Origin of the sequence: Paenarthrobacter sp. CC6, from assembly GCF_040560085.1 — a bacterium.
Taxonomy (GTDB): domain Bacteria; phylum Actinomycetota; class Actinomycetes; order Actinomycetales; family Micrococcaceae; genus Arthrobacter; species Arthrobacter nicotinovorans.
Map to the genome: position 1 here is coordinate 63,687 of NZ_JARDAN010000010.1, position 22,678 is coordinate 86,364.

The 22,678-nt window shown below is 62.9% G+C and carries 21 protein-coding genes; 5 read left to right on the forward strand and 16 right to left on the reverse strand.

What is annotated here, in order from left to right:
- Positions 1–91: 91 nt before the first annotated feature.
- From PV760_RS12140 to PV760_RS12180, 9 genes are all read right to left on the reverse strand, one after another.
- Positions 92–1,090 (reverse strand): sugar phosphate isomerase/epimerase family protein, encoded by a 999-nt coding sequence (locus PV760_RS12140; protein ID WP_354627843.1) that lies wholly within the window; start codon positions 1,088–1,090, stop codon positions 92–94.
- 1 nt (position 1,091) lies between these two features.
- On the reverse strand, positions 1,092–2,297 hold the full coding sequence (locus tag PV760_RS12145) for a Gfo/Idh/MocA family protein (protein ID WP_354627844.1): 1,206 nt from the start codon (positions 2,295–2,297) through the stop codon (positions 1,092–1,094).
- Between the two features lie 28 nt (positions 2,298–2,325).
- Complete coding sequence (locus tag PV760_RS12150) at positions 2,326–3,447, reverse strand: Gfo/Idh/MocA family protein (protein WP_055976951.1); 1,122 nt, start codon at positions 3,445–3,447, stop codon at positions 2,326–2,328.
- Positions 3,444–4,190 (reverse strand): sugar phosphate isomerase/epimerase family protein, encoded by a 747-nt coding sequence (locus PV760_RS12155; RefSeq protein ID WP_055976947.1) that lies wholly within the window; start codon positions 4,188–4,190, stop codon positions 3,444–3,446. Before PV760_RS12155 ends, PV760_RS12150 begins: the two co-directional genes overlap by 4 nt.
- 56 nt (positions 4,191–4,246) lie before the next feature.
- Positions 4,247–5,140: a carbohydrate ABC transporter permease gene (locus PV760_RS12160; protein WP_018778044.1), complete on the reverse strand. Its 894-nt coding sequence runs from the start codon at positions 5,138–5,140 to the stop codon at positions 4,247–4,249.
- Positions 5,140–6,102 (reverse strand): carbohydrate ABC transporter permease, encoded by a 963-nt coding sequence (locus PV760_RS12165; protein WP_018778043.1) that lies wholly within the window; start codon positions 6,100–6,102, stop codon positions 5,140–5,142. The genes PV760_RS12160 and PV760_RS12165 overlap by 1 nt, the downstream gene beginning before the upstream one ends.
- Positions 6,103–6,117: 15 nt before the next feature.
- A complete protein-coding gene (locus PV760_RS12170) occupies positions 6,118–7,446 on the reverse strand; it encodes an ABC transporter substrate-binding protein (RefSeq protein WP_018778042.1) in 1,329 nt (442 codons plus the stop codon).
- A gap of 109 nt (positions 7,447–7,555) precedes the next feature.
- Positions 7,556–8,368 (reverse strand): hypothetical protein, encoded by an 813-nt coding sequence (locus PV760_RS12175; protein WP_354627845.1) that lies wholly within the window; start codon positions 8,366–8,368, stop codon positions 7,556–7,558.
- Positions 8,365–9,456, reverse strand: coding sequence for a Gfo/Idh/MocA family protein (locus PV760_RS12180; RefSeq protein ID WP_354627846.1), 1,092 nt, complete (start codon positions 9,454–9,456; stop codon positions 8,365–8,367). The genes PV760_RS12175 and PV760_RS12180 overlap by 4 nt, the downstream gene beginning before the upstream one ends.
- A 201-nt stretch (positions 9,457–9,657) precedes the next feature.
- Between PV760_RS12180 and PV760_RS12185 the strand changes: the two genes are divergently transcribed.
- Both PV760_RS12185 and PV760_RS12190 read left to right on the forward strand, forming a co-directional pair.
- Entirely contained in the window at positions 9,658–10,875 is a 1,218-nt protein-coding gene (locus tag PV760_RS12185) for an ROK family transcriptional regulator (protein ID WP_354627847.1), read from the forward strand.
- An 85-nt stretch (positions 10,876–10,960) separates the two neighbouring features.
- Complete coding sequence (locus PV760_RS12190) at positions 10,961–12,154, forward strand: MFS transporter (RefSeq protein WP_079581591.1); 1,194 nt, start codon at positions 10,961–10,963, stop codon at positions 12,152–12,154.
- 236 nt (positions 12,155–12,390) lie between these two features.
- Here PV760_RS12190 and aceB read toward each other — a convergent pair whose 3' ends face one another.
- Both aceB and aceA read right to left on the reverse strand, forming a co-directional pair.
- Positions 12,391–14,043, reverse strand: a complete 1,653-nt coding sequence (gene aceB / locus PV760_RS12195) for a malate synthase A (protein WP_354627848.1) — start codon at positions 14,041–14,043, stop codon at positions 12,391–12,393.
- A 257-nt stretch (positions 14,044–14,300) separates the two neighbouring features.
- Positions 14,301–15,632 carry an isocitrate lyase gene (gene aceA / locus PV760_RS12200; protein WP_275777861.1) on the reverse strand — a complete coding sequence of 444 codons (1,332 nt, stop codon included), beginning with the start codon at positions 15,630–15,632 and terminating at the stop codon, positions 14,301–14,303.
- A 155-nt stretch (positions 15,633–15,787) separates the two neighbouring features.
- Between aceA and PV760_RS12205 the strand changes: the two genes are divergently transcribed.
- Positions 15,788–17,302 carry an XRE family transcriptional regulator gene (locus tag PV760_RS12205; RefSeq protein WP_020608529.1) on the forward strand — a complete coding sequence of 505 codons (1,515 nt, stop codon included), beginning with the start codon at positions 15,788–15,790 and terminating at the stop codon, positions 17,300–17,302.
- 546 nt (positions 17,303–17,848) lie between these two features.
- Here PV760_RS12205 and PV760_RS12210 read toward each other — a convergent pair.
- Both PV760_RS12210 and PV760_RS12215 read right to left on the reverse strand, forming a co-directional pair.
- Complete coding sequence (locus tag PV760_RS12210; protein ID WP_144027632.1) at positions 17,849–18,328, reverse strand: hypothetical protein; 480 nt, start codon at positions 18,326–18,328, stop codon at positions 17,849–17,851.
- A 297-nt stretch (positions 18,329–18,625) separates the two neighbouring features.
- Positions 18,626–19,168: a DUF6578 domain-containing protein gene (locus tag PV760_RS12215; protein WP_354627849.1), complete on the reverse strand. Its 543-nt coding sequence runs from the start codon at positions 19,166–19,168 to the stop codon at positions 18,626–18,628.
- Positions 19,169–19,240: 72 nt separating this feature from the next.
- Between PV760_RS12215 and PV760_RS21480 the strand changes: the two genes are divergently transcribed.
- Positions 19,241–19,519, forward strand: a complete 279-nt coding sequence (locus tag PV760_RS21480) for an immunity protein CdiI family protein (RefSeq protein ID WP_502921438.1) — start codon at positions 19,241–19,243, stop codon at positions 19,517–19,519.
- Between the two features lie 739 nt (positions 19,520–20,258).
- On the opposite strand, the gene PV760_RS12220 is transcribed toward PV760_RS21480, so the two are convergent.
- On the reverse strand, positions 20,259–20,498 hold the full coding sequence (locus PV760_RS12220) for a hypothetical protein (protein ID WP_079581584.1): 240 nt from the start codon (positions 20,496–20,498) through the stop codon (positions 20,259–20,261).
- A gap of 101 nt (positions 20,499–20,599) precedes the next feature.
- Entirely contained in the window at positions 20,600–21,373 is a 774-nt protein-coding gene (locus PV760_RS12225; protein ID WP_354627850.1) for an SAM-dependent methyltransferase, read from the reverse strand.
- Between the two features lie 169 nt (positions 21,374–21,542).
- On the opposite strand from PV760_RS12225, the gene PV760_RS12230 reads away from it, so the two are divergent.
- On the forward strand, positions 21,543–21,791 hold the full coding sequence (locus PV760_RS12230) for a hypothetical protein (protein ID WP_354627851.1): 249 nt from the start codon (positions 21,543–21,545) through the stop codon (positions 21,789–21,791).
- Positions 21,792–21,801: 10 nt separating this feature from the next.
- Here the strand turns inward: PV760_RS12230 and PV760_RS12235 are convergent, their stop codons facing one another.
- Positions 21,802–22,416, reverse strand: coding sequence for a TetR/AcrR family transcriptional regulator (locus PV760_RS12235; RefSeq protein ID WP_354627852.1), 615 nt, complete (start codon positions 22,414–22,416; stop codon positions 21,802–21,804).
- Between the last annotated feature and the right edge of the window lie 262 nt (positions 22,417–22,678).

Here is a 22,678-nt window from a genome sequence, read left to right on the forward strand (position 1 = left end):
GGCTCCTTGCCACTTTGATGGGAGTTTTTGTACAGATAGCGCCCTGAAGAAGGCTTCTAAAGGGCGTTAGCTGTACAAAAACTCCGGAGGGTTAGTCCTGGCTGAAGGCGGCGTCGAAGCTGGTCTGGGAGGCGGGGAAATCGAACTTCTTGAGCGCGGCAAGGGCTTCGGGGGCGCCGTGCAGGCGGTCCATGCCGGCGTCTTCCCATTCCACGGAGATAGGTCCGTCGTAGCCGATCGCGGTCAGGGCGCGGAAGGACGATTCCCAGGGCACGTCGCCGCGTCCGGCGGAGACGAAGTCCCAACCGCGGCGCGGGTCGCCCCACGGCAAGTGGGAGCCCATGACGGTGTTCCGGCCCGTAGGGCGGAGCTTGGTGTCCTTGCAGTCCACGTGGTAGATCCGGTCCTTGAAGTCCCAGATGAAGGACACGGGATCGATGCCCTGCCACATGAAGTGCGACGGGTCCCAGTTCAGGCCGAAAGCTGGCCGGTGTCCGATCGCTTCGAGGGTCCGGACGGTGGTCCAGTAGTCGTAGGCGATCTCACTCGGGTGGACTTCGTGGGCGAAGCGGACCCCGCATTCGTCGAAGACGTCCAGGATGGGGTTCCAGCGGTCGGCGAAGTCCTGGTAGCCGGCCTCGATGACTTTCTCGGGGACAGGCGGGAACATGGCGACGTATTGCCAGATGGAGGAGCCGGTGAACCCGACGACGGTGTCCACGCCGAGCGCTTTTGCGAGGCGGGCGGTGTGCTTCATTTCTTTGGCGGCGCGTTGGCGCACGCCTTCGGGGTCGCCGTCGCCCCACACCTTGGACCCAACGATCGCCTCGTGGCGGAAGTCGATGGGGTCATCGCAGACGGCTTGGCCCTTGAGGTGGTTGGAGATGGCCCAGACCTTGAGGTTGTACTTGTCCAGGATGGCGAGTTTGGACTCGACGTAGCCGGGTTCGTCCCAGCGCCAGGCATCCAGGTGGTCTCCGGAGACGGCGATTTCCAGGCCGTCGTAGCCCCAGCCCGAGGCAAGGCGCGCGACTTCCTCGAAGGGGAGGTCGGCCCACTGGCCGGTGAACAGGGTGTACGGGCGGGGCATGTCAGGCTCCTTCGGTAGGGTTTGCGTGCAACTGGATCAGTGAGCTTTTGGCGGCTGCGGACTCTTCCACGGCGGCGAGGATGTGCTGGACGTTCAGGCCCTCTTCGAACGACGGCGATGGCTGGCTGCCGTCGCGAACGGCAAGGAGGAAGTCCCGGATCTGGTGGGTGAAGGTGTGTTCCCAGCCGATGATGTGGCCTTGCGGCCACCATGCTTCAAGGTAGGGGTGAACGGGCTCGTTGACCAGGATCCGTCGGAAGCCCTGCTCCCGGACCGGGACGGTGGCGTCCAGGAAGCCGAGTTCGTTCAGTGCCTCGAGGTCAAACAGGATGGTGCCTTTGTCTCCGTAGATTTCTAGCTTGAGGGAGTTCTTCTGGCCCGTGGCCACCCGACTGACTTCAACGGAGGCGATTGCTCCGGAGGCGAGCGTCAGCGTTGCCCAGGCGGCGTCGTCGACCGTGACATCCTCCGGACCATCCGGTCCGGGGCGTCGATCCACGAACGTCTGCAGGCGGCCGGAGACCTCGGTAACGGCATCGCCCAGAAGGAACAGGACCTGGTCAATCGCGTGCGAAGCGATGTCGCCGAGCGCGCCGGAACCGGCGGTTTCCTTACGGAGGCGCCAGGTCATGGGGGATTGCGCGTCGGAGAGCCAGTCTTGGAGGTAGGCGGCACGGACGTGGCGGACGGTGCCGAGGCGGCCCTCGGCGATGAGTTCGCGGGCCAGTGCAAGGGCGGGGACGCGGCGGTAGTTGAAGCCGATCATGGACTGCACTCCGCGTTGGCGGGCTTTCGCGGCAGCGGCGGTCATCAGTTCGGCCTCACCCAGCGTGTTGGCCAGCGGCTTCTCCACCAACACGTGCTTGCCCGCTTCAAGGGCGGCGATGGCGATTTCCGCGTGCATCCAGCCCGGGGCGCAGATATCGATGATGTGGATGTCATCGCGTTCAATCACGGAGCGCCAGTCGGTGGCGGATTCGGCCCAGCCGTACTTGGCAGCGGCCGCGGCTACCTGGGTGGCGTCCCGGCCAACGAGCACTTTCTGCTCGAAGGCCGGGACGTCGAAGAAACTGGCCACATTCCGCCACGCATTCGAATGGGCCTTCCCCATGAAGGCATAGCCGATGGCTGCAACCCCCAGGGGGGCCTTATCCTCGCTGGAAGCCAGCCTGTCGGAAGGCAGGGACGAGTGTGTGGGCGTGCTCATGGTCAGGTTCCTCGCTGTTGCTGCGGACTTAGAGTGTGGCGGTTTCGGGAGCCCAGTCCTCAGGGACTGCCGCCGAAGCCGGCGCGTTGCTGGTGACATCCACGAACGTGCCCGACTCCACGGACTCGGCGATCGAGACCATGCTGTCCAACACGTGGTAGGCCAGATCGCCGGTGGCGCGGTGCGGAGTTCCGGCCCGGAGCGCCCGGGCCATGTCCAGCACACCCAGGCCGCGGCCGTTGGCGGGGCCGGTTGCGGCGATGATCTCGGGTTCTTCCGCGCCTGGACGCCAGAGCTTCAGTTCGCCGTCGAAGTAGTTCGGGTCCGGCAGTGAGAGGGTCGCCTCAGTGCCGGTGATTTCCACGAAGCCCATCCGGAGGCGCGGCGACTCGAAGGAGAACACGCTGTGGCTGGACTGTCCGCCTTCGAACTGCGCCATCGCGGACACATGCGTGGGAACCTCGACGGCGAACTCCTCGCCGGCCTTGGGTCCGGAACCGATGACGCGGGTGGCCTTGGCGGAGGAGCCGACGGCGGCCACCTTGCGGACGGAGCCGAAGGTCTGGATCAGGGCCGTGAGGTAGTACGGACCCATGTCGAACAGCGGGCCGGCGCCGTGTTGGAACAGGAAGGCCGGGTTCGGGTGCCAGGATTCCGGACCCGGGGTCTGGAACGTGGTCATGCCGGTCAGCGGCGTGCCGATGTCACCGCGTTCAATGATGCGGCGCGCGGTCTGCAGGCCGGCACCCAGGAACGTGTCCGGTGCGGTTCCGAGGCGGATCCCCGCTGCATCTGCGGCCTTGAGGAGGCCCAGACCGGATTCACGGTCCAGCGAGAACGGCTTCTCAGTCCATACGTGCTTGCCCGCGTTGACGGCAGCGGTGGCTACCTCGACGTGCGCCGCAGGAATGGTCAGGTTCACAATGATTTCGACGTCGGGATGGTTCAGTGCCAGCTCCGGCGCGCCAAACTCGGCGATCCCGTATTCCTCGGCGCGGGCCTTGGCTGCCTCTTCGAACAGGTCGGCGATCACCAGGACTTTGACGTCCGGGAAGGTGGTGAGGTTATCCAGGTACTGCTTGCTGATGTTGCCCGCGCCGATGACGGCGACGCCTACGGGGCCCTTGCGGGTTGAGGGTGTGAAGCTCATGCCTTGGCCCCTGCCGATTCTGCGTTGAGGAATGCGAGGCTCTCCGTGATTCCTTCGAAGATGTCGCCTGAATAATCGTCGAACTCCACCACGCCCACTTCCAGGGACTTGGCAGCTGCGATGACATCCAGCACCGGAATGGTGCCCTGGCCGGCAGGCTGCTGGGCTTTGGTGTCTGTGTTGCCCGGGCCGTCCTTGATGTGGATGAGCTTGACCCGGTCACCCAGGCGGGCCAGCAATTCGACGGGGTCCTGGCCTCCGACGGCTGCCCAATACGTGTCTACCTCGAGGACGAGTTCCGGATCCAGCAGTCCTTCGAAGTATTCAAGCGCAGTGGTGCCTTCGATGGTGGACTGTAGCTCCCAGGCGTGGTTGTGGTAACCAACCCGGATGCCGTACTCGGCGCCTTTCTTCGCGGCGGCGTTGAGCTTGGCTGCCGTGCCCTGGATGGTTTCCGCATCCTGCCAGTGCTCAGCCGGGAGGAACGGATCGATGACGGTGGTGATGCCCAGCTCTTTGGCGGCAGCGAAAATTTCGTCCTGGTCCTGTGACAGGAGCGGGGCGTGACCGGACGGAGCGGTCAGGCCGTTCTCCTTCAAAGCCTTGCCGAGTTCCGAAGCTGTGGCCACGAAGTTGTACGGCTCCACCTGCGTGTAGCCGATCTCAGCGACCTTCCTGATGGTTCCAGGCAGGTCCTCCTGGATGGCGTTGCGGAGGGTGTACAGCTGGAGTGAGTAAGACATGGGTTTCCTTTTCGGGAGTGGTTTTCCGGGAGTTCGGGGACTTGGCGCCAGTCTAATCAGCGGCCGGCCAGGGAGCCGCCGATTCCGCCGACGCTGAAGTACTTGTTCAGGGTGGCGAAAACAATGATCGGCGGCAGCATCATGACCACGGCCAGGGCCATGACGGATGTCCAGTCAGTCGCGTTTTGCTGGAAGAAGGATTGGACACCCATGGGCAGGGTGAAGATCTCGTTGGAACGGAGGAACACGATGGCAACCAGGTAATCGTTCCAGGCGAGCAGGAAGGCGAAGATCGCGGTGGAGAGGATGCCCGGCAGTGAGTTGCGGAGCACCACCTTGGTGAAGGATCCGAAGACTGAGCAGCCATCGATCCAGGAGGCTTCTTCGAGGCTGATGGGGATGGAGTCGAAGTAGGCGGCCATCATCCAGGTAGCCACGGTCATGGTGGAACCGACGTAGATGATGGTGATGCCCAGGAGGTTGTCCACCAGGCCCATGGCAGCGAAGAGGATGAAGAGGGGGACCACGGAAGTGATGATCGGCAGGGACTGCATGACGAACAGGAGCAGTGAGTAACCGGACACTGCCTTGGAACGTCCGCGGGAGAGGACGTAGCCGGCGGGAGCGGCCACCGCGACCGAAACCAGGACAGTGGACAGCGTGGTGACCAGGCTGTTCTGCAGCCAGGTGGCGGCGAGCGTCCCGTTGAACACGTTGGCCAGGTTCTCGAAAGTAAACCCGGTGGCGGTGCTGTTGGCTCCGGGAGTGAAGGCCAGGACCACAGTGACCATGATGGGGACCAGGACGATCACCGTGATGGCCAGGATCAGGGCGAACCTCCACCAGCGTCCGCGCATACCGGCTTCGGAGAGCACCCGGCGGGTTTTTCCGGAGTCGGTGATGCCCAGGGCGGGACCGGATTCGGGGTGGGCGTGAAGTACTGTGCTCATTATTCGACGCTCGACTTTCGGATCTGGCGGTACAGGATGACGGAAATGACCACCAGGGTCATGGTCATCAGGAAGGCGATGGCGACGCCGGGGCCGGTGGCGAAGTCCTGGAAGACCGTGCGGTAGGCAAGGACCACCAAGGAGGTGGTGGCACTGACGGGACCGCCGCCGGTGAGCAGGTAGATGGTCGGGAAGTCATTGACGCAGAAGATCGTCATGAGGATCCACGAGATGTACGTGGAGCGGGCGATCAGCGGGAGCGTGATCTGCGTGAACTGCTGCCACTTGGAGGCGCCGTCCATGCTGGCTGCTTCGTAGACGGTGGTGTCCACCGAGGCCAGGGCCGCGGAGATCATCATCATCATGAAGGGGAAAGAGACCCAGACCTTGAACACCATCACGGTGATGGATGCCAGTGTGGGGTCGGCCAGGAAAAGCGGGGTCCCCAGTCCCAGCCCGCGGAAGATCGACGGGATCAGGCTGTCGGGGGTGGCCACCAACCAGTTCCAGGCGGTGGAGGAGACGACGATCGGCACGACCCACGGCAGGAGCAAGAGGACCTTGAAGGTATTGCCTGCGGGGATCCTGGTCCGCAGCAGCAGGGCCAGGCCCAGTCCTACCAGCCAGGAGCCGAAGACTCCGACAATCGTGAACCAGAGCGTGAACTGTGCAGCTTTCCAGAACGCCGGGGAGGACAGGACGCTGGCGAAGTTCTCGCCGCCCACGAAGTTGCCGGTCTGGAGGAGGTCGCCGTCGTGGGTGGCCTGTACCGCGGCGTGGATCAGCGGGTAGCCGTGGATCAGGACCAGCAGCACCACCGAAGGCAGCAACAGCCAGAAGAAAGTACGGGTGGTCTGCGCGCTGAGTTTGCTCTTGCGTTTGCCGGGGCCGGCCCCCGAGCCGCCGGGGGCCACTCCCCGGCGGGCCCGGGACAGGCCCGATGTTGCAGTAGTTGATGACATGGCAGAGGTACCGTTCTACTTCTTCAAGACCGATTCGAGGCCGGACTGGAAGGCCTGCAGGGCGCTCTTGGCATCAGCTGCCTGGCCGGTAAGGATCGACTGGCTGAACTGGTTCAGCGCCTGGCCGCCGTCAAGGGCTGCGAGGTTTGCGTTGAGCGTGCTGCCCTGGGCTGCGAAGGTCTTGGCGATCGGCTGCCAGTCCTTGACGATCTTGACGTTGTTGGGGTCGTCGGCAAACTCGGGCAGCTCGGTGATCGACTTGAAGACGGGCAGTGCGGACATGAGCTTCTGCTTCCACAGTTCCTTGAGCTGGCCCAGGTAGTACACAAGGAACTCTTCCGAGGCTTCCTGCGACGGGGTGTTCTTGTACATCATGATGTTGTTCGGGAACACGATGGTTGCCTTGTCACCGTGCGGACCGGTGATGGGGTCGGCCACCAGCAGGTCTCCGGAGGTGTCGCCGACGCGTTGCGGCACGTTGACCTGGAACAGGCCGAAGCCGGCCTTGCCGTCCTTCCACTGTGCTGACATGTTGTCCGTTGTGTAGCTGACGGCTGCGGGATCCACGATGCCGTTGGAGACAAGCTCGCGGACGAATTCGATGGCTTCCACGTTGCGGTCGTTCAGGAGGTCCAGCTCGCCGTCCTTGTTCCAGACACCGCCGCCGTTGTTGACCATCATCATGATCATCGAGTGGTTGCCGTAGTTGTTGCCCGAACCGGCGCCCGTGGCGAAGCCGAACGCGCCGACCTTCTTCAGCGCCTTGCCGGCTTCAAGCAGGGACGGCCAGTCGGTGGGCAGCGACACGCCCGCCTTCTCGAACAGGGACTTCCGGTACCAGAACACGCGCATGTCCAACTGCCACGGCACGGCGACGTATCCCTTGTCGGACTTGAACGGGTCCAGCACGCCGGGCAGGAAATCATCGAACTGACCGTTGGACTTCAGCTTTTCAATGACTTTGTCGGCGTACGCGATCTGGCCCTGCTGCTCGAACTGGAAGGCCTGGAAGCCGCCGCCGGTGGAAACGGCCGGGCCGGTCTTGGAAGCGATGGCCGAGGAGAACGTCTGGTAGAAGTTGTTCCACTGGATGATCTGGTAGTTGGCCTTGGCGTTGTTCGCGCCGGAGAAGCCTTCTGCGATCTTCTTGGCGGATTCGTTGTAGGCGGGGGTGGCCCACGGCATGTCCCAGAACTTGACCGTTCCACCAGCGCCGCCACCTCCGCCCTGGGTAGCCGAGCCTCCGCCGCAGGCTGCCAGCAGCGGCACGGAAGCGGCCGCCGCGGACAGGCCGAGGAAATTGCGGCGGGAGAAGGACCGGGTGGCTGCGGACTGAACATTCATAGTGATTCCTTTCGGGACCGGCGACGCTGTGCGTTGGTTTGCCGGTCCAGCTCAACTTTGAGTAGGGCAACGGATACTGAATGGCTGGTGGAACGGAGGTGCTGGTGTTTCAGGTGAGGGTTGCGATGGATTCCGAAACCGCAGCGAACTGCTGCAGATCCGAGGGGAGGGTGCCGGCGTCGAGGTGTTCCTTGAGCCGGCGCCAGGTGGCGCGGTGAGCAGATTCGTAGATCGTGGGAAGAAGCAGTTCACCGTGTGGACCGGTGACTTTCACGGTGGCCGGCCAGGCAGCCACCGGATCCGGCAGCGAAACGGCGGCGCCGCCGTCGTCTGTCAGCATGGTGATGGTGACGCTTGCGGGCCGGGCGTTGGAAAGGATGCCCTGCAGGGCCACCGGTGCGCCGTTGGCGAGTACCGCCGTCGCGGTGTAGCCGTGCGGCCTGCGGTCCAGGAGCCTGAGGTTTCCCAGCGGTCCGGTGAGACGCACGACGGCGGCAAGTTGGTCCGCGAGCAACGCGCCGCTGTCTGTTCCCACCGGAGCGGTGGCGACGACGTCGAGGACTACGGCGCGGCCGGCCATGGACCGGACTGCGTCCTCGGCTGCCGCGGTGGCCGGGTTGGACGCCCAACGTTGGTCGAGGACCACGGCCGATTTGTGCCGTGCTGCCGTCTCTGTGAGCTCGTTGACGTTTTCGGGTGAAGGGTTGACCACCACGATGCCGCGGGCTCCCGCACTGATGGCTTCCACGGCGTGCCGGGTCCAGTCGGGCTGTCCGGCGATGACCTGGACGTCGGCGCTGTTTTCATCCGCGGCCGGGCAGAACGATTCGGGCAGGGAAGCCACTGCCAAGGCAACGGCGCCTGCTTTCTGCGCCTCGGGTGTGGCCTGGACTGTGTAGTGCTCGAAGGCGGCGGCGCTCATGCGTGGACTCCTTCGGAGACTGCGGGCTGTACTGCCGTCCGGCGATCAAGGGTGGCCACCGTGGCCTCGGCGATGTCCAACGCGAACGTGAGGTCGTCAATCAGGGTTTGGGCAGACGGCGGCTGCTTGGTGCCGGCGGCGAGGGCCGCGAGTTCGCGCCATTCGCCTTCGTAACCGTTGTGCTCAAAGGGGCCAAGGATGGTTTTCTGCGACCCGCGGGAGAACGTTGCCACCGCTGAGCCGGCCTGGACGTACGACGGGGTGAAGTCGATGCGGAGGGACTCGTCGTCGGACAGGGCTTCGAAGCTCCATTCGGGCTTCCAGGTGTTGTTCATGGCTGCGCGGAGCTCAATGGTCCGGGTGGGGGTCCGGAGGGAGATGACGTAGCCGAACGGGCGGACATGGCGTGCTTCAAGCACTTCGATGTCCTTGAAGTCCCGCGTGAACCTGCGGATCAAGGGGAGGTCGTGGATGGCGAGCCCCATGACCCCGCCGCGGAGTGCGCCTTTGATGACCTCGGGGTCCGAGTAGTCGGGGGCACCGCCGGCGGGACGGGTGATGATCTCTGTGGCAAAGTCCTCAAACCGTGAGTTGGGCGGGAGGACGATGGAGGAACGGATCGTGTGTGCCTTCTCCGGAAGTTCGCCCCAGTTGTTCCGGGCGGCGAGCCAGCCGGGATCGAAGGTGTGCATGGCGCCCACGATGATCGGTACTCCGGTTGCCGCGCTGACGGCGGAGATGCGGGCAGCTTCTTCGGCGTTCATGGCGAAGGGCTTCTCGCAAAGGACAGCCTTCTTGCCGGCGTGGCATGCTGCGATGACCTGCTCGGCGTGGAACTGGTGGGGGCTGCAGATGGCCACGATGTCCACGTCCGGGTCACCCAGAAGGGCGTCGATGCTGGTGCTGTGGGTGGCGCCAACGCGGGCGGCAACGGACTCAGCCACCTTGGGGTCGACATCCATGATGTGGCGGACAGACAGGATGTGGTCCAAACGCGCCAAGGATGGCAGGTGGATGGCCTGGGTGACCGGGCCGGCGCCGAGGATGCCAACACCCAGGATTCGGGTGGCGTCTGTAGGGCTGGACAAGTTCAGTTACCTCTTCGTAAGCGGACTGGCGCATGAGCGGAACGGGAGGGATCGATGCTGTGGATCCCTGACATCGAGCGTCGTGATGTGCTGCTCATCACAACCTAGGGGGACTTTTGTCGATCGTCAAGCAAAAGTTGAAATATGGCCGACAAACTTTCATTGCATGACATGCATAAGCAATCGTGCTTCACTAAATGCATGACTCCAGCACCCGGAAACGACGCCGGAAACACCATGGTCTTAGAGGCCGGCAACCTGTCGCGCGCTGGCGATCTCTTCCAACTTCTCCGCGACGGCCAAGCCCGGACACGCGCCGAACTTGCCCTCACCACCGGACTTGCCCGCTCAACCGTGGCTTCCCGCATCGACGCCCTGATCAACTCCGGGCTGGTCGGCCCGGCCGGTGAGGCAAGCTCCAGCGGCGGCAGGCCGCCGTCGCGCTTCGCCTTCAACCCGGCCGCGCGCGTCGTGCTGGCGGTCGACGTCGGAGCGACCCACGTGATTGTTGCCGTCACCGACCTCGGGGGCAGCATCCTGGCGGAGCGCCGGCTGGGACAGGAAGTCGCCGACGGGCCCGAGGTAGTGCTGGGCCGCGTGGTTTCAGCAGGCCGGGAGCTGCTTGCCGAAGCCCGACGGGAACCGGGCGACCTCGCCGGGATAGGCATCGGCCTCCCCGGGCCCGTGGAGCATGACACCGGACGGCCCGTGAAGCCGCCGATCATGCCGGGCTGGGACGGATTCGACGTCGTCACTTACGTTCAGCGCTCGCTGCCTGTTCCCGTACTGGTGGACAACGACGTCAACATCATGGCCCTGGGGGAGCGGACCGCCTACTGGCCCGACCACGACAACTTCCTGTTCATCAAGGTGGCCACCGGCATCGGTGCGGGCATCATCAGCAGCGGTGAGCTGCAGCGGGGCGCCAACGGCACCGCCGGCGACCTCGGCCACGTCCGGGTGCCACGTGGCGACGACGTCCTCTGCCGCTGCGGCAATCACGGGTGCCTTGAAGCGCTCGCCTCCGGTCCCGCCGTCGCGCATCAACTGCAAACGCAGGGGCTGGAAGCCACCAACGGCGCCGATGTCCTGCGGCTCGTGGGCGAGGGAAACCTCCAGGCTATCCAGGCGCTGCGACAGGCCGGACGCGATGTCGGAGATGTCCTGGCAACCGTGGTCAACCTGCTCAATCCCTCCATGATCATCATCGGCGGCAGCGTGGGGGAGGCAGGCGAACACCTGGTGGCCGGAATCCGCGAAGTGGTCTACCGGCGGTCGTTGCCGTTGGCCACCACGCATCTTCGGATCGGCATTTCCATGGCCGGAGACCGCTCCGCGATCCTGGGTGCCAGCCAGATGGTGACCCAGTACGTTCTCTCGCCTGCGGTGATTGAGGCCACACTCCAAGCGACGGGCTAGGCCTTCATGGATGCCGTGGGGCGGCCGGGGGCGTGATAGCAATGAAACTGATGAAAACGCTTCCTGTCCCTTCCCGGTCCGCAACATGAGCCAGTTCCTCGCCAAAGTTCCCCGAGGCTGGCTGATCCTCGCCTGCATAGGGCTGATTGCCTTGAACATGCGCGGACCGTTCGTCGCCGTGGCGCCCGTAGTGGATCTGCTCCGACAGGACCTTGGCTTCTCCCCGGTTGAACTCGGACTGCTGACAGGCATCCCCGTGCTCTGCTTCTCCCTGGCTTCGCCGTTGGCTTCGTTGGCCGGACGCCGGCTGGGCGCCGAATTCGCCGTCATGCTCACGTTGCTCGGCGTGCTGGCCGGTGTGGTGATCCGTTCCAGCAGCGGTGGCGCCCTGGTCATGGCCGGCACAGTGGTCATTGGCGTGGCCATCACCATCGGCAACATCGCCGTGCCGCTGATCATCCGCCGCGACTTCGCTCCCCGCCGGCAAGCGACAGCGATGGGCGTCTACACCGCGGCCCTGAACATCGGTTCGTTCCTCACCTCAGTGGCCACGGCTCCGCTGGCCGAGCTGGTGGGGTGGCGGCTTTCCTTGGCTGCCAGCGCGCTGCTGGCCTTGGCGGCAATCCTGTTTTGGGTGCCCACAGTGGGTACGCGCCGGGCCTTTGTCCCAGCCGCGGTTGAGGCTGCCGTCCCTTCAGGTTCGGGACCAGTTGCGGGGGTGGGCTGGTTGACCGTCGGCCTGACGCTCGGCTTCGCCGGCCAGGCGTTCTCCTACTACGGCGTCACCGCGTGGCTGCCAAGCTTCCTGTCCGACGAACTCGCCATGGGCACGGCCGAGGCCGGCGCGGGCTCCTCACTCTTCCAGATCTTCGCGATTGTGGGCGGCCTGGGCGTCCCGCTCCTGGCCCGTTTCACCAGTACGACGACGGTTGCGGTCACCTTGAGTGCGATGTGGCTGACCGTTCCCGTTGGCTTGTTGCTGGCACCGGGCTTCTGGTGGTTGTGGTCCTCGCTGGGAGGCGTTGCCCAGGGTGGTGGAATCACGGTGATCTTCATTGCGATCATCAAGTTCGCCCGCTCGCAGGCCGCCGCAGGAAAGATGTCCGCCGTGGTCCAGGGTGTTGGCTACTGTTTTGCTGCCCTGGCGCCCACCGTTGTCGGATACGTGCACAGTGTTACCGACGGCTGGACGGGTCCGCTCTTCGTGATCCTCGGATCGGTGCTCGCGTTCTGCGTGTGCACGACGTTGTCCGTGCGCTGGGTGGCCCGGCAGCGCTAAGGGGCCGGGCCGGGCCGCGGGGCCGGCTGGGCCCCTCCAGCGGCTGATTCGGGGGTTCGCTGCACAGGATGCCGTGCGCACGGCATGGTGTGCAGCGAACCATCGAATCCGGAGGGCCTTGAGCATGGAAAAGCCCCGTTGCTGGGCTGCCTCCCCGACCATCGGGGTCACTTGTTGCGAAGAGTGCAGGCAGCCCAGCGTCGGGGCTTGGCGTGTCGACGACCAGTACAGTGCAGCTAGGCGGCGACGAGTTCCTCTTCCGTGGCCTCTTCACGGGCCTCGGTGAGGAAACGGGCGTAGGCGGGGATGGTCAGGAAGGTGGGGAATTCCTCAGCCAGGGTGACTTCCTCGAAGATGGCGCGGGCATCTGCAAAGCGATCCCCATCGAAGCGTTCCAGGCGGGCGAATTCCTCGTCCAACATGTCCTCTACCCATTCACGGCTGATGATGTCGCCCTGGTCAGTGATGGCGTGGGAGTGGATCCACTGCCACAGCTGGGACCGCGAAATTTCGGCGGTGGCGGCGTCCTCCATGAGGTTGTGGATGGCGACAGCGCCGTTGCCCCGCAGCCAGGACTCGATGTAGCGGATGCCTACCTCGATGTTCAGGCGTACCCCGGCCTCCGTGATGGTGCCCTCGGTGGTGGAGATGTCGATCAGCGCACGGTCATCCGGGGTGACGTCCTCGCGGGAACGGTCCAGCTGGTTGGGGCGGTCTCCGAGAACTGAGTCGAACACTTCGCGGCACACCGGCACCAGGTCCGGGTGGGCAACCCAGGAGCCGTCGAAACCGTCGTTGGCTTCACGGGTCTTGTCCGCACGGACCTTCTCGAACGAGGCGGTGTTGGCGGCCTCGTCCTTGCGGTTGGGAACAGCGGCAGCCATGCCACCGATCGCCATGGCACCGCGGCGGTGGCAGGCCCGGACCAGTTGCTCGGTGTAGGCCCGCATGAACGGCTGGGTCATGGTCACCTGGCCGCGGTCCGGGAGCACGAAACGCGGTCCGCGGGTCCGGAAGTTCTTGATCAGGGAGAAAATGTAGTCCCAGCGGCCGGCGTTCAAACCAGCTGCGTGGTCCCGCAGTTCGTAGAGGATCTCTTCCATCTCGAACGCTGCCGTGATGGTCTCGATCAACACCGTGGCGCGGATGGTGCCCTGCGGGATGCCGAGCAGATCCTGGGCCAGGACAAAGATGTCGTTCCACAGCCGTGCCTCGAGGTGGTTCTCGATCTTGGGCAGGTAGAAGTATGGGCCTTTGCCCTGCGCCAGCAAGCGGCGGGCGTTGTGGAAGAAGAACAGTCCGAAGTCCACGATTCCGCCGGCGATGGGTTTGCCGTCAATCAGCATGTGCTTCTCCGGCAGGTGCCAGCCACGGGGACGGACCACGATGGTGGGCAGATCCTCGGCCGCCTTGAGCTTGTATTCCTTGCCCTCGGGAGAGGTGAAATCGATCCGGCGCTCCAACGCGTCGGTCAGGTTCAGCTGGCCCTGGATGACGTTGCGCCACGTCGGCGTGGACGAGTCCTCCATGTCGGCCAGCCACACCTTCGCACCGGAGTTCAGCGCGTTGATGGTCATCTTCTTGTCCACCGGACCTGTGATCTCAACACGGCGGTCCTCCAGTCCCGGTGCCGGGGGAGCGACCCGCCAGGACGGATCATTCCGGATACCCTCAGTTTCCGGGCGGAACCGCGGATCCTGACCGGCGGCGATCTGCCCACGGCGGGCATGCCGTGCCTGCATCAGCTCCTGACGACGATCCGCCGTAGCCCTGTGCAACTTGCCAATGAACTCAAGGGCATCCGGCGTCAAAACCTCGTTCTGCCGGCAAATGGGCTGCGCGGTGATAGTGATGCCATTGATAGTGAAGTTGTCAGTGAAGCTGTTCATTTCAATCTCTCCTATGAGAAGCAAATGTTCGACGGCGGCACTTGCATGAGCGGGCCAGGTTGGAGGGGGAAACCCTCCGCGTGCTATTCCCCATCCCGGCCGCATGGCCTCGCGGGGCTCGGCCGGCGGCCGGGACAGGGCCCCTTTTACGCACGCTTCCGGGTTCCCCCGCCAAGCCGGTGCGTTCACGCTCGGGCGACAATCGCCGTCGTGCCTTCCGGTGAGCGCAGCGAACAGCTCACCTTTGGGCGTTTGGTTTAGTGGAATTGGCCCTCTTCGGTCGATCCGACCAGTGCGAGGGTGGATGCGTTCGGGTTGAGCGCGGTTGCGATGTCGTCGAAGTAGCCGGTGCCGACTTCGCGCTGGTGCTTGGTGGCGGTGTAGCCGCGGGACTCGGAGGCGAATTCCTTCTCCTGGAGCTCGACGTAGGCGCTCATGCCTTCACGGGCGTAACCGTGGGCGAGGTCGAACATCGAGTAGTTCAGGGCGTGGAAGCCGGCCAAAGTGATGAACTGGAACGTGAAGCCCATGGCACCGAGTTCGCGCTGGAACTTGGCGATCGTGGTGTCGTCCAGGTGCTTGCGCCAGTTGAAGGACGGGGAGCAGTTGTAGGAGAGCATCTGGTCCGGGAACTCGGCCTTGACCGATTCGGCGAACTTGCGGGCCAGCTCCAGGTCCGGGGTGCCGGTCTCCATCCAGATGAGGTCGGAGTACGGTGCGTAGGCCTTGGCGCGGGCGATGCAGGGTTCGATGCCGTTGCGGACTTTGTAGAAGCCCTCCGCGGTACGTTCACCGGTGATGAATTCCTGGTCCCGCTCGTCGACGTCGGAGGTGATCAGGGTTGCTGCTTCGGCGTCGGTGCGGGCGATGACCACCGTCGGGGTACCGGCGACGTCGGCTGCCAGGCGGGCTGCGTTCAGGGTCCGGATGTGCTGCTGGGTGGGGATCAGCACCTTGCCGCCCAGGTGGCCGCACTTCTTTTCCGAAGCGAGCTGGTCTTCCCAGTGAACGCCCGAGGCACCTGCGGTAATCATGGATTTCATGAGCTCGTAGGCGTTCAGCGGGCCACCAAAGCCTGCTTCGGCGTCGGCGACGATCGGGACCAGCCAGTCTTCGACGGTCTTGACGCCTTCGGCATACTCGATCTGGTCCGCACGGAGCAGCGCGTTGTTGATGCGGCGGACAACCTGCGGCACCGAGTTGGCCGGGTACAGGGACTGGTCCGGGTAGGTCTGGCCCGACAGGTTGGCGTCGGCGGCCACCTGCCAGCCGGAGAGGTAGATGGCGCGGAGGCCGGCCTTGACCTGCTGCACAGCCTGGTTACCGGTCAGTGCGCCCAGGGCGTTGGTGTAGCCGCCGGTGGGAGCTTCCTCGGTGAGCTGCTTCCAAAGCTTCTCGGAACCGCGACGGGCCAAGGTGTGCTCTTCGGAGACGCGGCCACGGAGGCGGACGACGTCGGAAGCCGAGTAATCACGGGTGACGCCTTCCCACCGCGGGTTGGCGGACCATTCGAGTTCCAGCGCTGCTGCCTGCTCGCTTGCTGTCTCCTGTGCGGAGTGCTGTTCTGCTGGTTCAAACGATGCGGTCATTGCATGTCTCCTAATAATCCAAGCGGGGCTCCCCGGGCCGGCCTCCGCTGCACCTTTGCTGCATCGGCCGGCTTACCCGGGTCTGTATTTCTTTTTCGTAAGACTTACTTTTCTGCACTTCCAAGAGGGTTGCTAGAGGAAAACTATGGAAAGAAATGCACTTCTTCGCGTATTCTCAAGAAATGTCGCCTGTGAGCTGGAATCGCGAAGTCGCGTCGCCGTCGTTGTCCCCTGCGTCCCCCGAACTGGACGTCATCAGCCTTGGCCGCCGCGTGCGCCATCTGCGCAAGCAGGCGGGACTGACGCTCGATGACCTGAGTGCCGCCGTCGGGACCGCGCCAAGCCAGCTGAGCCTGATCGAAAACGGCAAGCGCGAACCCAAACTGGGGTTGCTTCAGCAGCTCGCTGCGTCCCTCAACGTGAGCATCGACCAGTTGCTCGGGGCGGAGCCGCCGAGCCGTCGCGCGGCCCTGGAAATCGAGCTGGAACGGTACCAGCGCGGACCGCTCTACGAGTCGCTGAACCTGCCGAAAATCCGCATCAGCTCGCGGCTTCCGCTGGATGTTCTGGAGTCGCAGGTGGGGCTGCTTCAGGAACTCGAACGCAAACTTAACGAGCAAGTCGCGACGCCGGAAGAGGCCCGCCGCGCGAACGGCGAGTTGCGTGCCATGATGCGTGAGCGCGGTAACTATTTCCCCGAGTATGAAGCCGAGGCACAGAAGGTCCTCAAAGGGGTCGGGTACACCACCGGTCCGCTCAGCCAGCACGTCATTGCTGACATCGCCGAGAACCTTGGTTTCTCCCTCCATCACGTGGGCGATCTGCCGCACTCGACGCGGTCCGTGACGGATTTGAAGAACCGCAGAATTTATCTGACGCAGAACCAGCGCCAGGATCACGACCCCCGCTCAGTCCTGCTTCAGGCGCTCGGTCACTATGTCTTGGGGCATGAAACTCCGCGGAATTATGGGGACTTCCTGGCGCAGCGGGTGGCCACCAACTACTTCGCTGCGGCATTGCTGCTGCCGGAGCAGGCCACGGTGGAGTTCCTCCAAAAGGCCAAGGCCGCCAAGGAAATCGCTGTGGAGGACATCCGCGACGCCTTCGCTGTGTCCTACGAGACCGCCGCGCACCGGTTCACGAACCTGGCCACCAAGCACCTGGGCATCACCACGCACTTTCAGAAAACCCACCAGTCGGGCATCATCTACAAGGCCTACGAGAACGATGGCGTGACCTTCCCGCAGGACCACACCGGGGCGATCGAGGGCCAACCGTCGTGCAAAGCGTGGACATCCCGGGCCGTTTTCGATGTGCCGGACAAGTTCAGCGCCTACAGCCAGTACACGGATACGCCGTCGGGCACGTACTGGTGCACGGCCCGGACGGAGCGCTCGGCAGCCGGTGAATTTTCTTTGAGCATCGGGGTGCCCTACCAGCACGTGAAGTGGTTCCGCGGCCGGGAAACGACTGCCCGTGCCACATCCAACTGCCCGGACCCGAACTGCTGCAAGAGGCCCCCGGCTTCTTTGGCGAACGAGTGGGCCGGCAACGCATGGCCTTCCGCCCGGGCCCACTCGCACCTGCTTGCCGCCATGCCTCCGGGCGCGTTCCCGGGCGTGGACGAGACCGAGGTGTACTCCTTCCTGGCGGCGCACTCCGAGCGCTGACGGTCATTCTGTCAGCGCGGAAACCTGCTATCTGCATGGAACACTCTGCTATTCGATACGCAATATGGCGGCCCCAACAACGTTGGGGCAAGCGAGAGATTCCGAGGTCCCATGTTCACATAGCGTGCCCGGTAAGGGATAGGAATAGCGCACACTGCTCTCATGGCATTTCAGTACTACCGGAGGCCGTGGAACGAGTCTCGAGCTGACCAGTGTTCCTCTTGGGGCGCCGTTACTTATCACTTCGAAGTGGGTGATGAAGGCTGTCCGAGTCGCCACATCGAGGTTTACGATTCTGGCGCGACTCTTCGTTATGGTCCTGGGCATGAAGAGGACGATTTTGGTCTTCTGGCGGAGGGCCCAATGGATCCGCGAGAAGAGTGGCGGCCAGGGGCAATTACCCAGGCAGAGTTCGGACGGCTGTGACATAATCCGCCCTAGTCACTACCTGTGTCTGCTGAGGGATCCCTATCCGGACACCGCGCTTCTAGGTGCTCCGTGGGCCAAGGGGTCAGTCCTGGCTGGCGTACTGCAATCGCGGAGTCTTTACGAATCGATGATCTCGACCAAATTGGTCGCGGATACTTCAAAGCGGTATTCCGCAGAGTCGACGTCCCTGACAATTACGATGTGGCCATCAAAGGATGCCTCCTCAACTACTTCTCTGAAGTGAGCCTGGCCTCTTTCCCCATCCGGCCCAATCAGCCACATGGAGGTTTCGCACACTAGTAACCAACATGGGCCAGCAACGAAAACCACCAGGAGGTCTTCCTCATCAAAGGGGATAACTTTCGGGTCCGCATCCTTATGTGAAGGCAGAGCGATTATGCTTCTTGCCGACCATACATAGGCAATCTCACCGCTGATGCCGAAAGATACATCTCGCCAGCCCGGCACCACGAAGTCCCAACCTTGGGCCCCGCTCAAAGTGATGGTCAGTTCCGTCCGCCGAATATCAGATGTCGGTGTCTGGACGATTGAGAACACCCTGTCGTTCGCCACGAATCTGGAGATCATTGGTTTCATTTTCGCTCTGTCCTTTAGCCGATCGGCTTGCGGGCTAAAAGTCAGCGCTTCCGAGGGACGTTGGCTCGAACGTCGGCGGCTTGAACTTCATCGAGCACCCATCGTTGGTACTTCGGGTGGTCTGGGTATTTTTTACGAAGGTAGTCCCGGACGACCTTCCCTGGTCGCTGTTCGTCGGTATAGCCGAGTTCCCGAGCGAGTTCGGTAGGGTGGTAGGTAGTCACAACTCTGAGTTTAGACGCGACCTGCCCGCCGCCCGTAAGCGGACGCCGGTGCACCATTCGGAACTGCTGCATGTCACTGTCTCGGCGTTACGACGGCGCTATTCTCTTCGTCGTAGTCTGCAAGTGATAGGACATAGCCGTAGAGATAGTCGGCCTCGACGTCGTCAAAGGCACTCATTTGCGAAAACGTATTCACTGTCTGGCCTGGGCCGGTGTTGGCGGGGCTTTCGTCATGTGCAGTATCGCGCACCCATGAACCGGATGTGTCGGCTACCGGCTGCAGGGTTGCCTCGCCAGTCACGGGTACGAGGCCTTCGCGTGCCCGGGTCTGACGACAGCGCACGCTGCAAAGCTCGGCTACCTTGCCCGATACCCGACGCGAAGGCAGGTCCACCGCATCGCCATACGAATCGAACTGCCAGTCGATGACCAGACGATGACCGAACAATCGAGAAACCCAATCCCGGTCGGCCGGATACACTGTCCAATCCACCGTGTCACCCACCCTAATGAACAGGTGATCTTCCGCAATTTGCCAGTCCGTAAGCCATACAAACATGTGACCATCGTCGCAGACCTTGGTGAGGTTTTTCGTGTCCGCTAAAGGATCCTTCACCGGGGCGGCGCTAAGGGTAGTGTTGCCTTCAGGGAGCCACTGCAGACATTCGCTAGGGGCGATAATCAGACAGTGATCCAAATAGAATTTTGGCCGGACTATGGCCCAGGCCCACTGTGGGAGCAAGGAAAACCTGTGGATCTGCGATCTCTGGGGCTCCCTCGCGAGCTCTCCGAGCAGCTCATGTCTTGGAATTCTCAGTTCGAAGAAGACAAAGTCCCACTTTCGGGCCCAGGCGACGCTGGCTGGGTTGCGGAGGGAGTACGCCTTCTGCGCCAGGTTCGCCTTCTGCTGGGAACTGGCTACAACGTCGTAGTCACTGAGCCTTGGTGGGGAGAGGCTCCAATCTGAGATTGCGTTCAGTGCTCGCACAATTCAGGGCATGCAACGATCACGGAACGACGGCCTCTGCTCCCGGTCCCGGCTGTCCGATCAAAGATGGGCTTACGCAACGGTCCCAAGTTGCGCGGCAGTGCGCTCGACGGTGCCGGCTCTACTGGCTAACGGCGCGTCGGTCACTTCGGCACGAATCTACTCGATAGCTTGGACCGCCATCAGATGCGTTTGAGTTCGGATCGGGGAAAGGCGTTCCATCGAAGCGGCAATCGACCCAGCCGGATGTAGCGATTTCCGCAACCAGTTTGGAGTGCGATATTGAAAAGCGATGAGCTTCTAGCAGCTGCTGAAGCGACATCAATTGCGGAAGGCATAGATGAATGGCATAGCTTGATGAAGGTGCTGCTTAAGCATCTGTCAGTTCTGCCCATTCCGTCGGAGATCCAGTCCTCTCTGGAGACTGCTGAAGCTTATTGGAGCGGTGACCGCCCCCTCAACACCGAGGATTTAGAGTCAGCAAAGTCAAGAACTTGGGATTACGTACACTCATTCCCGGGGAGGACCGATCTAGAGACCCAGGAAGGTAGGACGGCCCGCGCCCTTTTATGTGTCACCGAACCAGACGGAGACGTCGAAATGCGGTCAATGACGGCTGACTGGTTCGCGGCAATGATTTGGAACGAGTCCTGACCTCGAATGACGTCCGGTAAAGGATCCCTTGCGGCGCGGCACAGCCAGCCGAGATGAATTTTTCTCAGGCTAGATCTTCCAATGTTGAAAGAACCAAACGACGAACGTACAGCAACTCTTCCGCCCGGTCTTCGCCGAGGTACTCCTCGATAAGAACGCCTTCCAACGCCTGAGCGGTAGAGATGGACCCGTCGCCGCTTAAGAACCTATCGGCTGCTTGCTGGAGCCTTTTTGAAACACTCATGACACCGTAAAGGTACCAAGGCGTTGGGTCATCTGATGCAGCCCGCAAGGCGGTCGGCATACGGGCACCCTGAAGACCCTGTTGTCGATGATTGGGCAAGATCCGGTCGATGATCTTCCCGCCACAGAACGCATGGACTTGCTCGGCAGTCTGCTGGACTTCTAACCCCGTAAGCAGAAATACGCCATCCCGAGTACGCCCCGGTAGCCTTCTTCATATGCAGCGCGCTGTTCCTCATGTCTCGCGCGGACGTGCTCTGCCGCGGGGTGGTCGGCATCATGTGCTTCCAGCCAGCGGGTGAACCTGTCGCGATACCCGGCCTCAAAGACGTCCCACTCCTGAACGCTTGCCTGGTCGTGGTCCACTATCTCGAAACCAGCAGCGCTAATCTGATCGCGTAGCGCATGTTCTGTCAGGTACTCGTCATCACGCCCAGCGAGTGGTGCGGTGGCGGCGGGATGAGGTGCTGCTGACCAGATTGCCTCGCCATAGACGAGCCTTCCGCCGGGCAGCACCAAAGCCCGAAGGGCCCGCAGGGCTGCGGCGTAGTCAAGCGGCTGCGCGTTCTCTACCGGCGGTCCCCAGATCTGGCTCGCACCGATGCAGATGACCGCGTCTGCGGGGCGATCCTGGGCTTCCAGCCCGGGCACTGAATCAAAAGTCACTCTCTCAAGCAGTGCACGAGCCAAGGCTTGTTGCCTGGCCCGGTTGATGAACACGGAAGCACTGTCCACTCCGCGTCCACGAGCCTGCGGGGCCGAGTCCAAGACCCGAAGGAGCAGTTCACCCCATCCGCACCCCATGTCCAGAACCTCAGCCGGCGCCGGGTCGGTCAGGAACGCCACAAGGTGTGCAGCACGTTCTTCAGAGAGCGGGGTAAGCCAGGTCAGGGACTCGTACAGGGGCGGCAGTTCAAGCGAAGTACTGTCGGTCACTCAATGATGTTCTCACGACTCACCGAAGCGACTGCTTGTCTACTCGCACTGCACTCCAGTTGGCTGCGGGGGGCGAGGAATCCAGGGAGAAGCCTCCCTCTGTCGCTGTACATTGACGTCAACAACCCCCAGAGCAGCTACCCGTGGAGAAGCCGGATAGACTCCACTTATGGCCACTACAAGCGAGTCACTGTTGATGAGGCAAAGCCGCCGGCAGAGAGCACTGGCGCTCGTATTCGGCCTGTCGATGGTGGGTTTGTTGGCCTCGATTTTCCTGACGGGTGGTAGCCCGCTCTTCCCGGGGATGACGGGACCGCTGCTGGTTCTGGTCTGCTTCCTCGCCGCCGCAGGTAGCGTCGTCGGATTGGCCATCACCAGGTCGAGGCGAGCTGCCGAGGAAGCCGTTCACGGCAACTAAGGGCCGAGCCTCAGCGGACCAAGCGGCCCACCAGCTCGGCCGCCGCACCCACAACCTCGTCCGCCTCGCGCTTGGTGGCACTCAACGCCACTTCCTGCCCCGAAACAGTCACGATGTCCGTGATCACCGCTACCGTCAATCGACCGAGGGTGTCGTCGCTGGCGCCAAGCAGGACCGAGTTCTGCCGGACCCATTCGCGTCCGCGCTCGCGCCGCAAAACCTCGAAGCCCGGGGGAGTGTCGCCCTCAATGAACACCCTCTCCAGTTCCCGGTGCTTCCAGGTGTAGTCGAAGTAGCTGCGGCTGCCCACGTTGAACAGTGCCAGCGGGTCTGTCTCGCCTGCCTTGCGTGCCTTGGCCACTGCGGAAGCCACCAGTCGCTCATGTTCATTCTGGTAGTCGTTCCACAGGGCAAGGAACAGCTCGGTCTTGCCGCCGAAGTGGTGGTAGAGGCTGCCTACGCTCGATCCTGCGCGGGAAACAATGTCCGAGATGCTGGCATTGGTGAATCCATGTTCCACGAATACCCCGGCCGCCGCGTCCAGCAAGGTGCGCTGCGTAGCCGCTGTCCGGGTCCATTGCCAGGAGCCCGCGTTGCTGGCAACTTCGGAGGTCTTGCGGACCATGGTGGGGCTCCTCCCTCAGTCAGAACGAAGACCGGTGTGTCTACTGCCTATTTTCTGGAATCCTACCCCCGGAATAATCCACATAGCGAACAGCGAACCTTGACGGACCAGTGAGTGAAAGGAAATAATTCTGGAAGTCTGTTCTAGAAATACATATTGCGGCATGTATCCGAATGCTGCGATTTTTGACGTCGGACGCCCCGAAACCCGGGTGCCGTTTTCACCGTCGGGCTGCAACTGGTTGAATCGCTATATAGCGCCA

Coding starts and splice junctions, on each gene's coding strand:
- PV760_RS12140 (WP_354627843.1), bottom strand. CDS start 1,090: ATGCCCCGCCCGTACACCCTGTTCACCGGCCAGTGGGCCGACCTCCCC.
- PV760_RS12235 (WP_354627852.1), bottom strand. CDS start 22,416: ATGGTCCGCAAGACCTCCGAAGTTGCCAGCAACGCGGGCTCCTGGCAA.
- PV760_RS12220 (WP_079581584.1), bottom strand. CDS start 20,498: ATGCCGACCGCCTTGCGGGCTGCATCAGATGACCCAACGCCTTGGTAC.
- PV760_RS12205 (WP_020608529.1), top strand. CDS start 15,788: ATGCACTTCTTCGCGTATTCTCAAGAAATGTCGCCTGTGAGCTGGAAT.
- PV760_RS12190 (WP_079581591.1), top strand. CDS start 10,961: ATGAGCCAGTTCCTCGCCAAAGTTCCCCGAGGCTGGCTGATCCTCGCC.
- PV760_RS12155 (WP_055976947.1), bottom strand. CDS start 4,190: ATGTCTTACTCACTCCAGCTGTACACCCTCCGCAACGCCATCCAGGAG.
- aceB (WP_354627848.1), bottom strand. CDS start 14,043: ATGAACAGCTTCACTGACAACTTCACTATCAATGGCATCACTATCACC.
- PV760_RS12210 (WP_144027632.1), bottom strand. CDS start 18,328: ATGAAACCAATGATCTCCAGATTCGTGGCGAACGACAGGGTGTTCTCA.
- PV760_RS12170 (WP_018778042.1), bottom strand. CDS start 7,446: ATGAATGTTCAGTCCGCAGCCACCCGGTCCTTCTCCCGCCGCAATTTC.
- PV760_RS12230 (WP_354627851.1), top strand. CDS start 21,543: ATGGCCACTACAAGCGAGTCACTGTTGATGAGGCAAAGCCGCCGGCAG.
- PV760_RS12145 (WP_354627844.1), bottom strand. CDS start 2,297: ATGAGCACGCCCACACACTCGTCCCTGCCTTCCGACAGGCTGGCTTCC.
- PV760_RS12150 (WP_055976951.1), bottom strand. CDS start 3,447: ATGAGCTTCACACCCTCAACCCGCAAGGGCCCCGTAGGCGTCGCCGTC.
- PV760_RS12185 (WP_354627847.1), top strand. CDS start 9,658: ATGACTCCAGCACCCGGAAACGACGCCGGAAACACCATGGTCTTAGAG.
- PV760_RS12175 (WP_354627845.1), bottom strand. CDS start 8,368: ATGAGCGCCGCCGCCTTCGAGCACTACACAGTCCAGGCCACACCCGAG.
- PV760_RS12165 (WP_018778043.1), bottom strand. CDS start 6,102: ATGTCATCAACTACTGCAACATCGGGCCTGTCCCGGGCCCGCCGGGGA.
- PV760_RS12160 (WP_018778044.1), bottom strand. CDS start 5,140: ATGAGCACAGTACTTCACGCCCACCCCGAATCCGGTCCCGCCCTGGGC.
- aceA (WP_275777861.1), bottom strand. CDS start 15,632: ATGACCGCATCGTTTGAACCAGCAGAACAGCACTCCGCACAGGAGACA.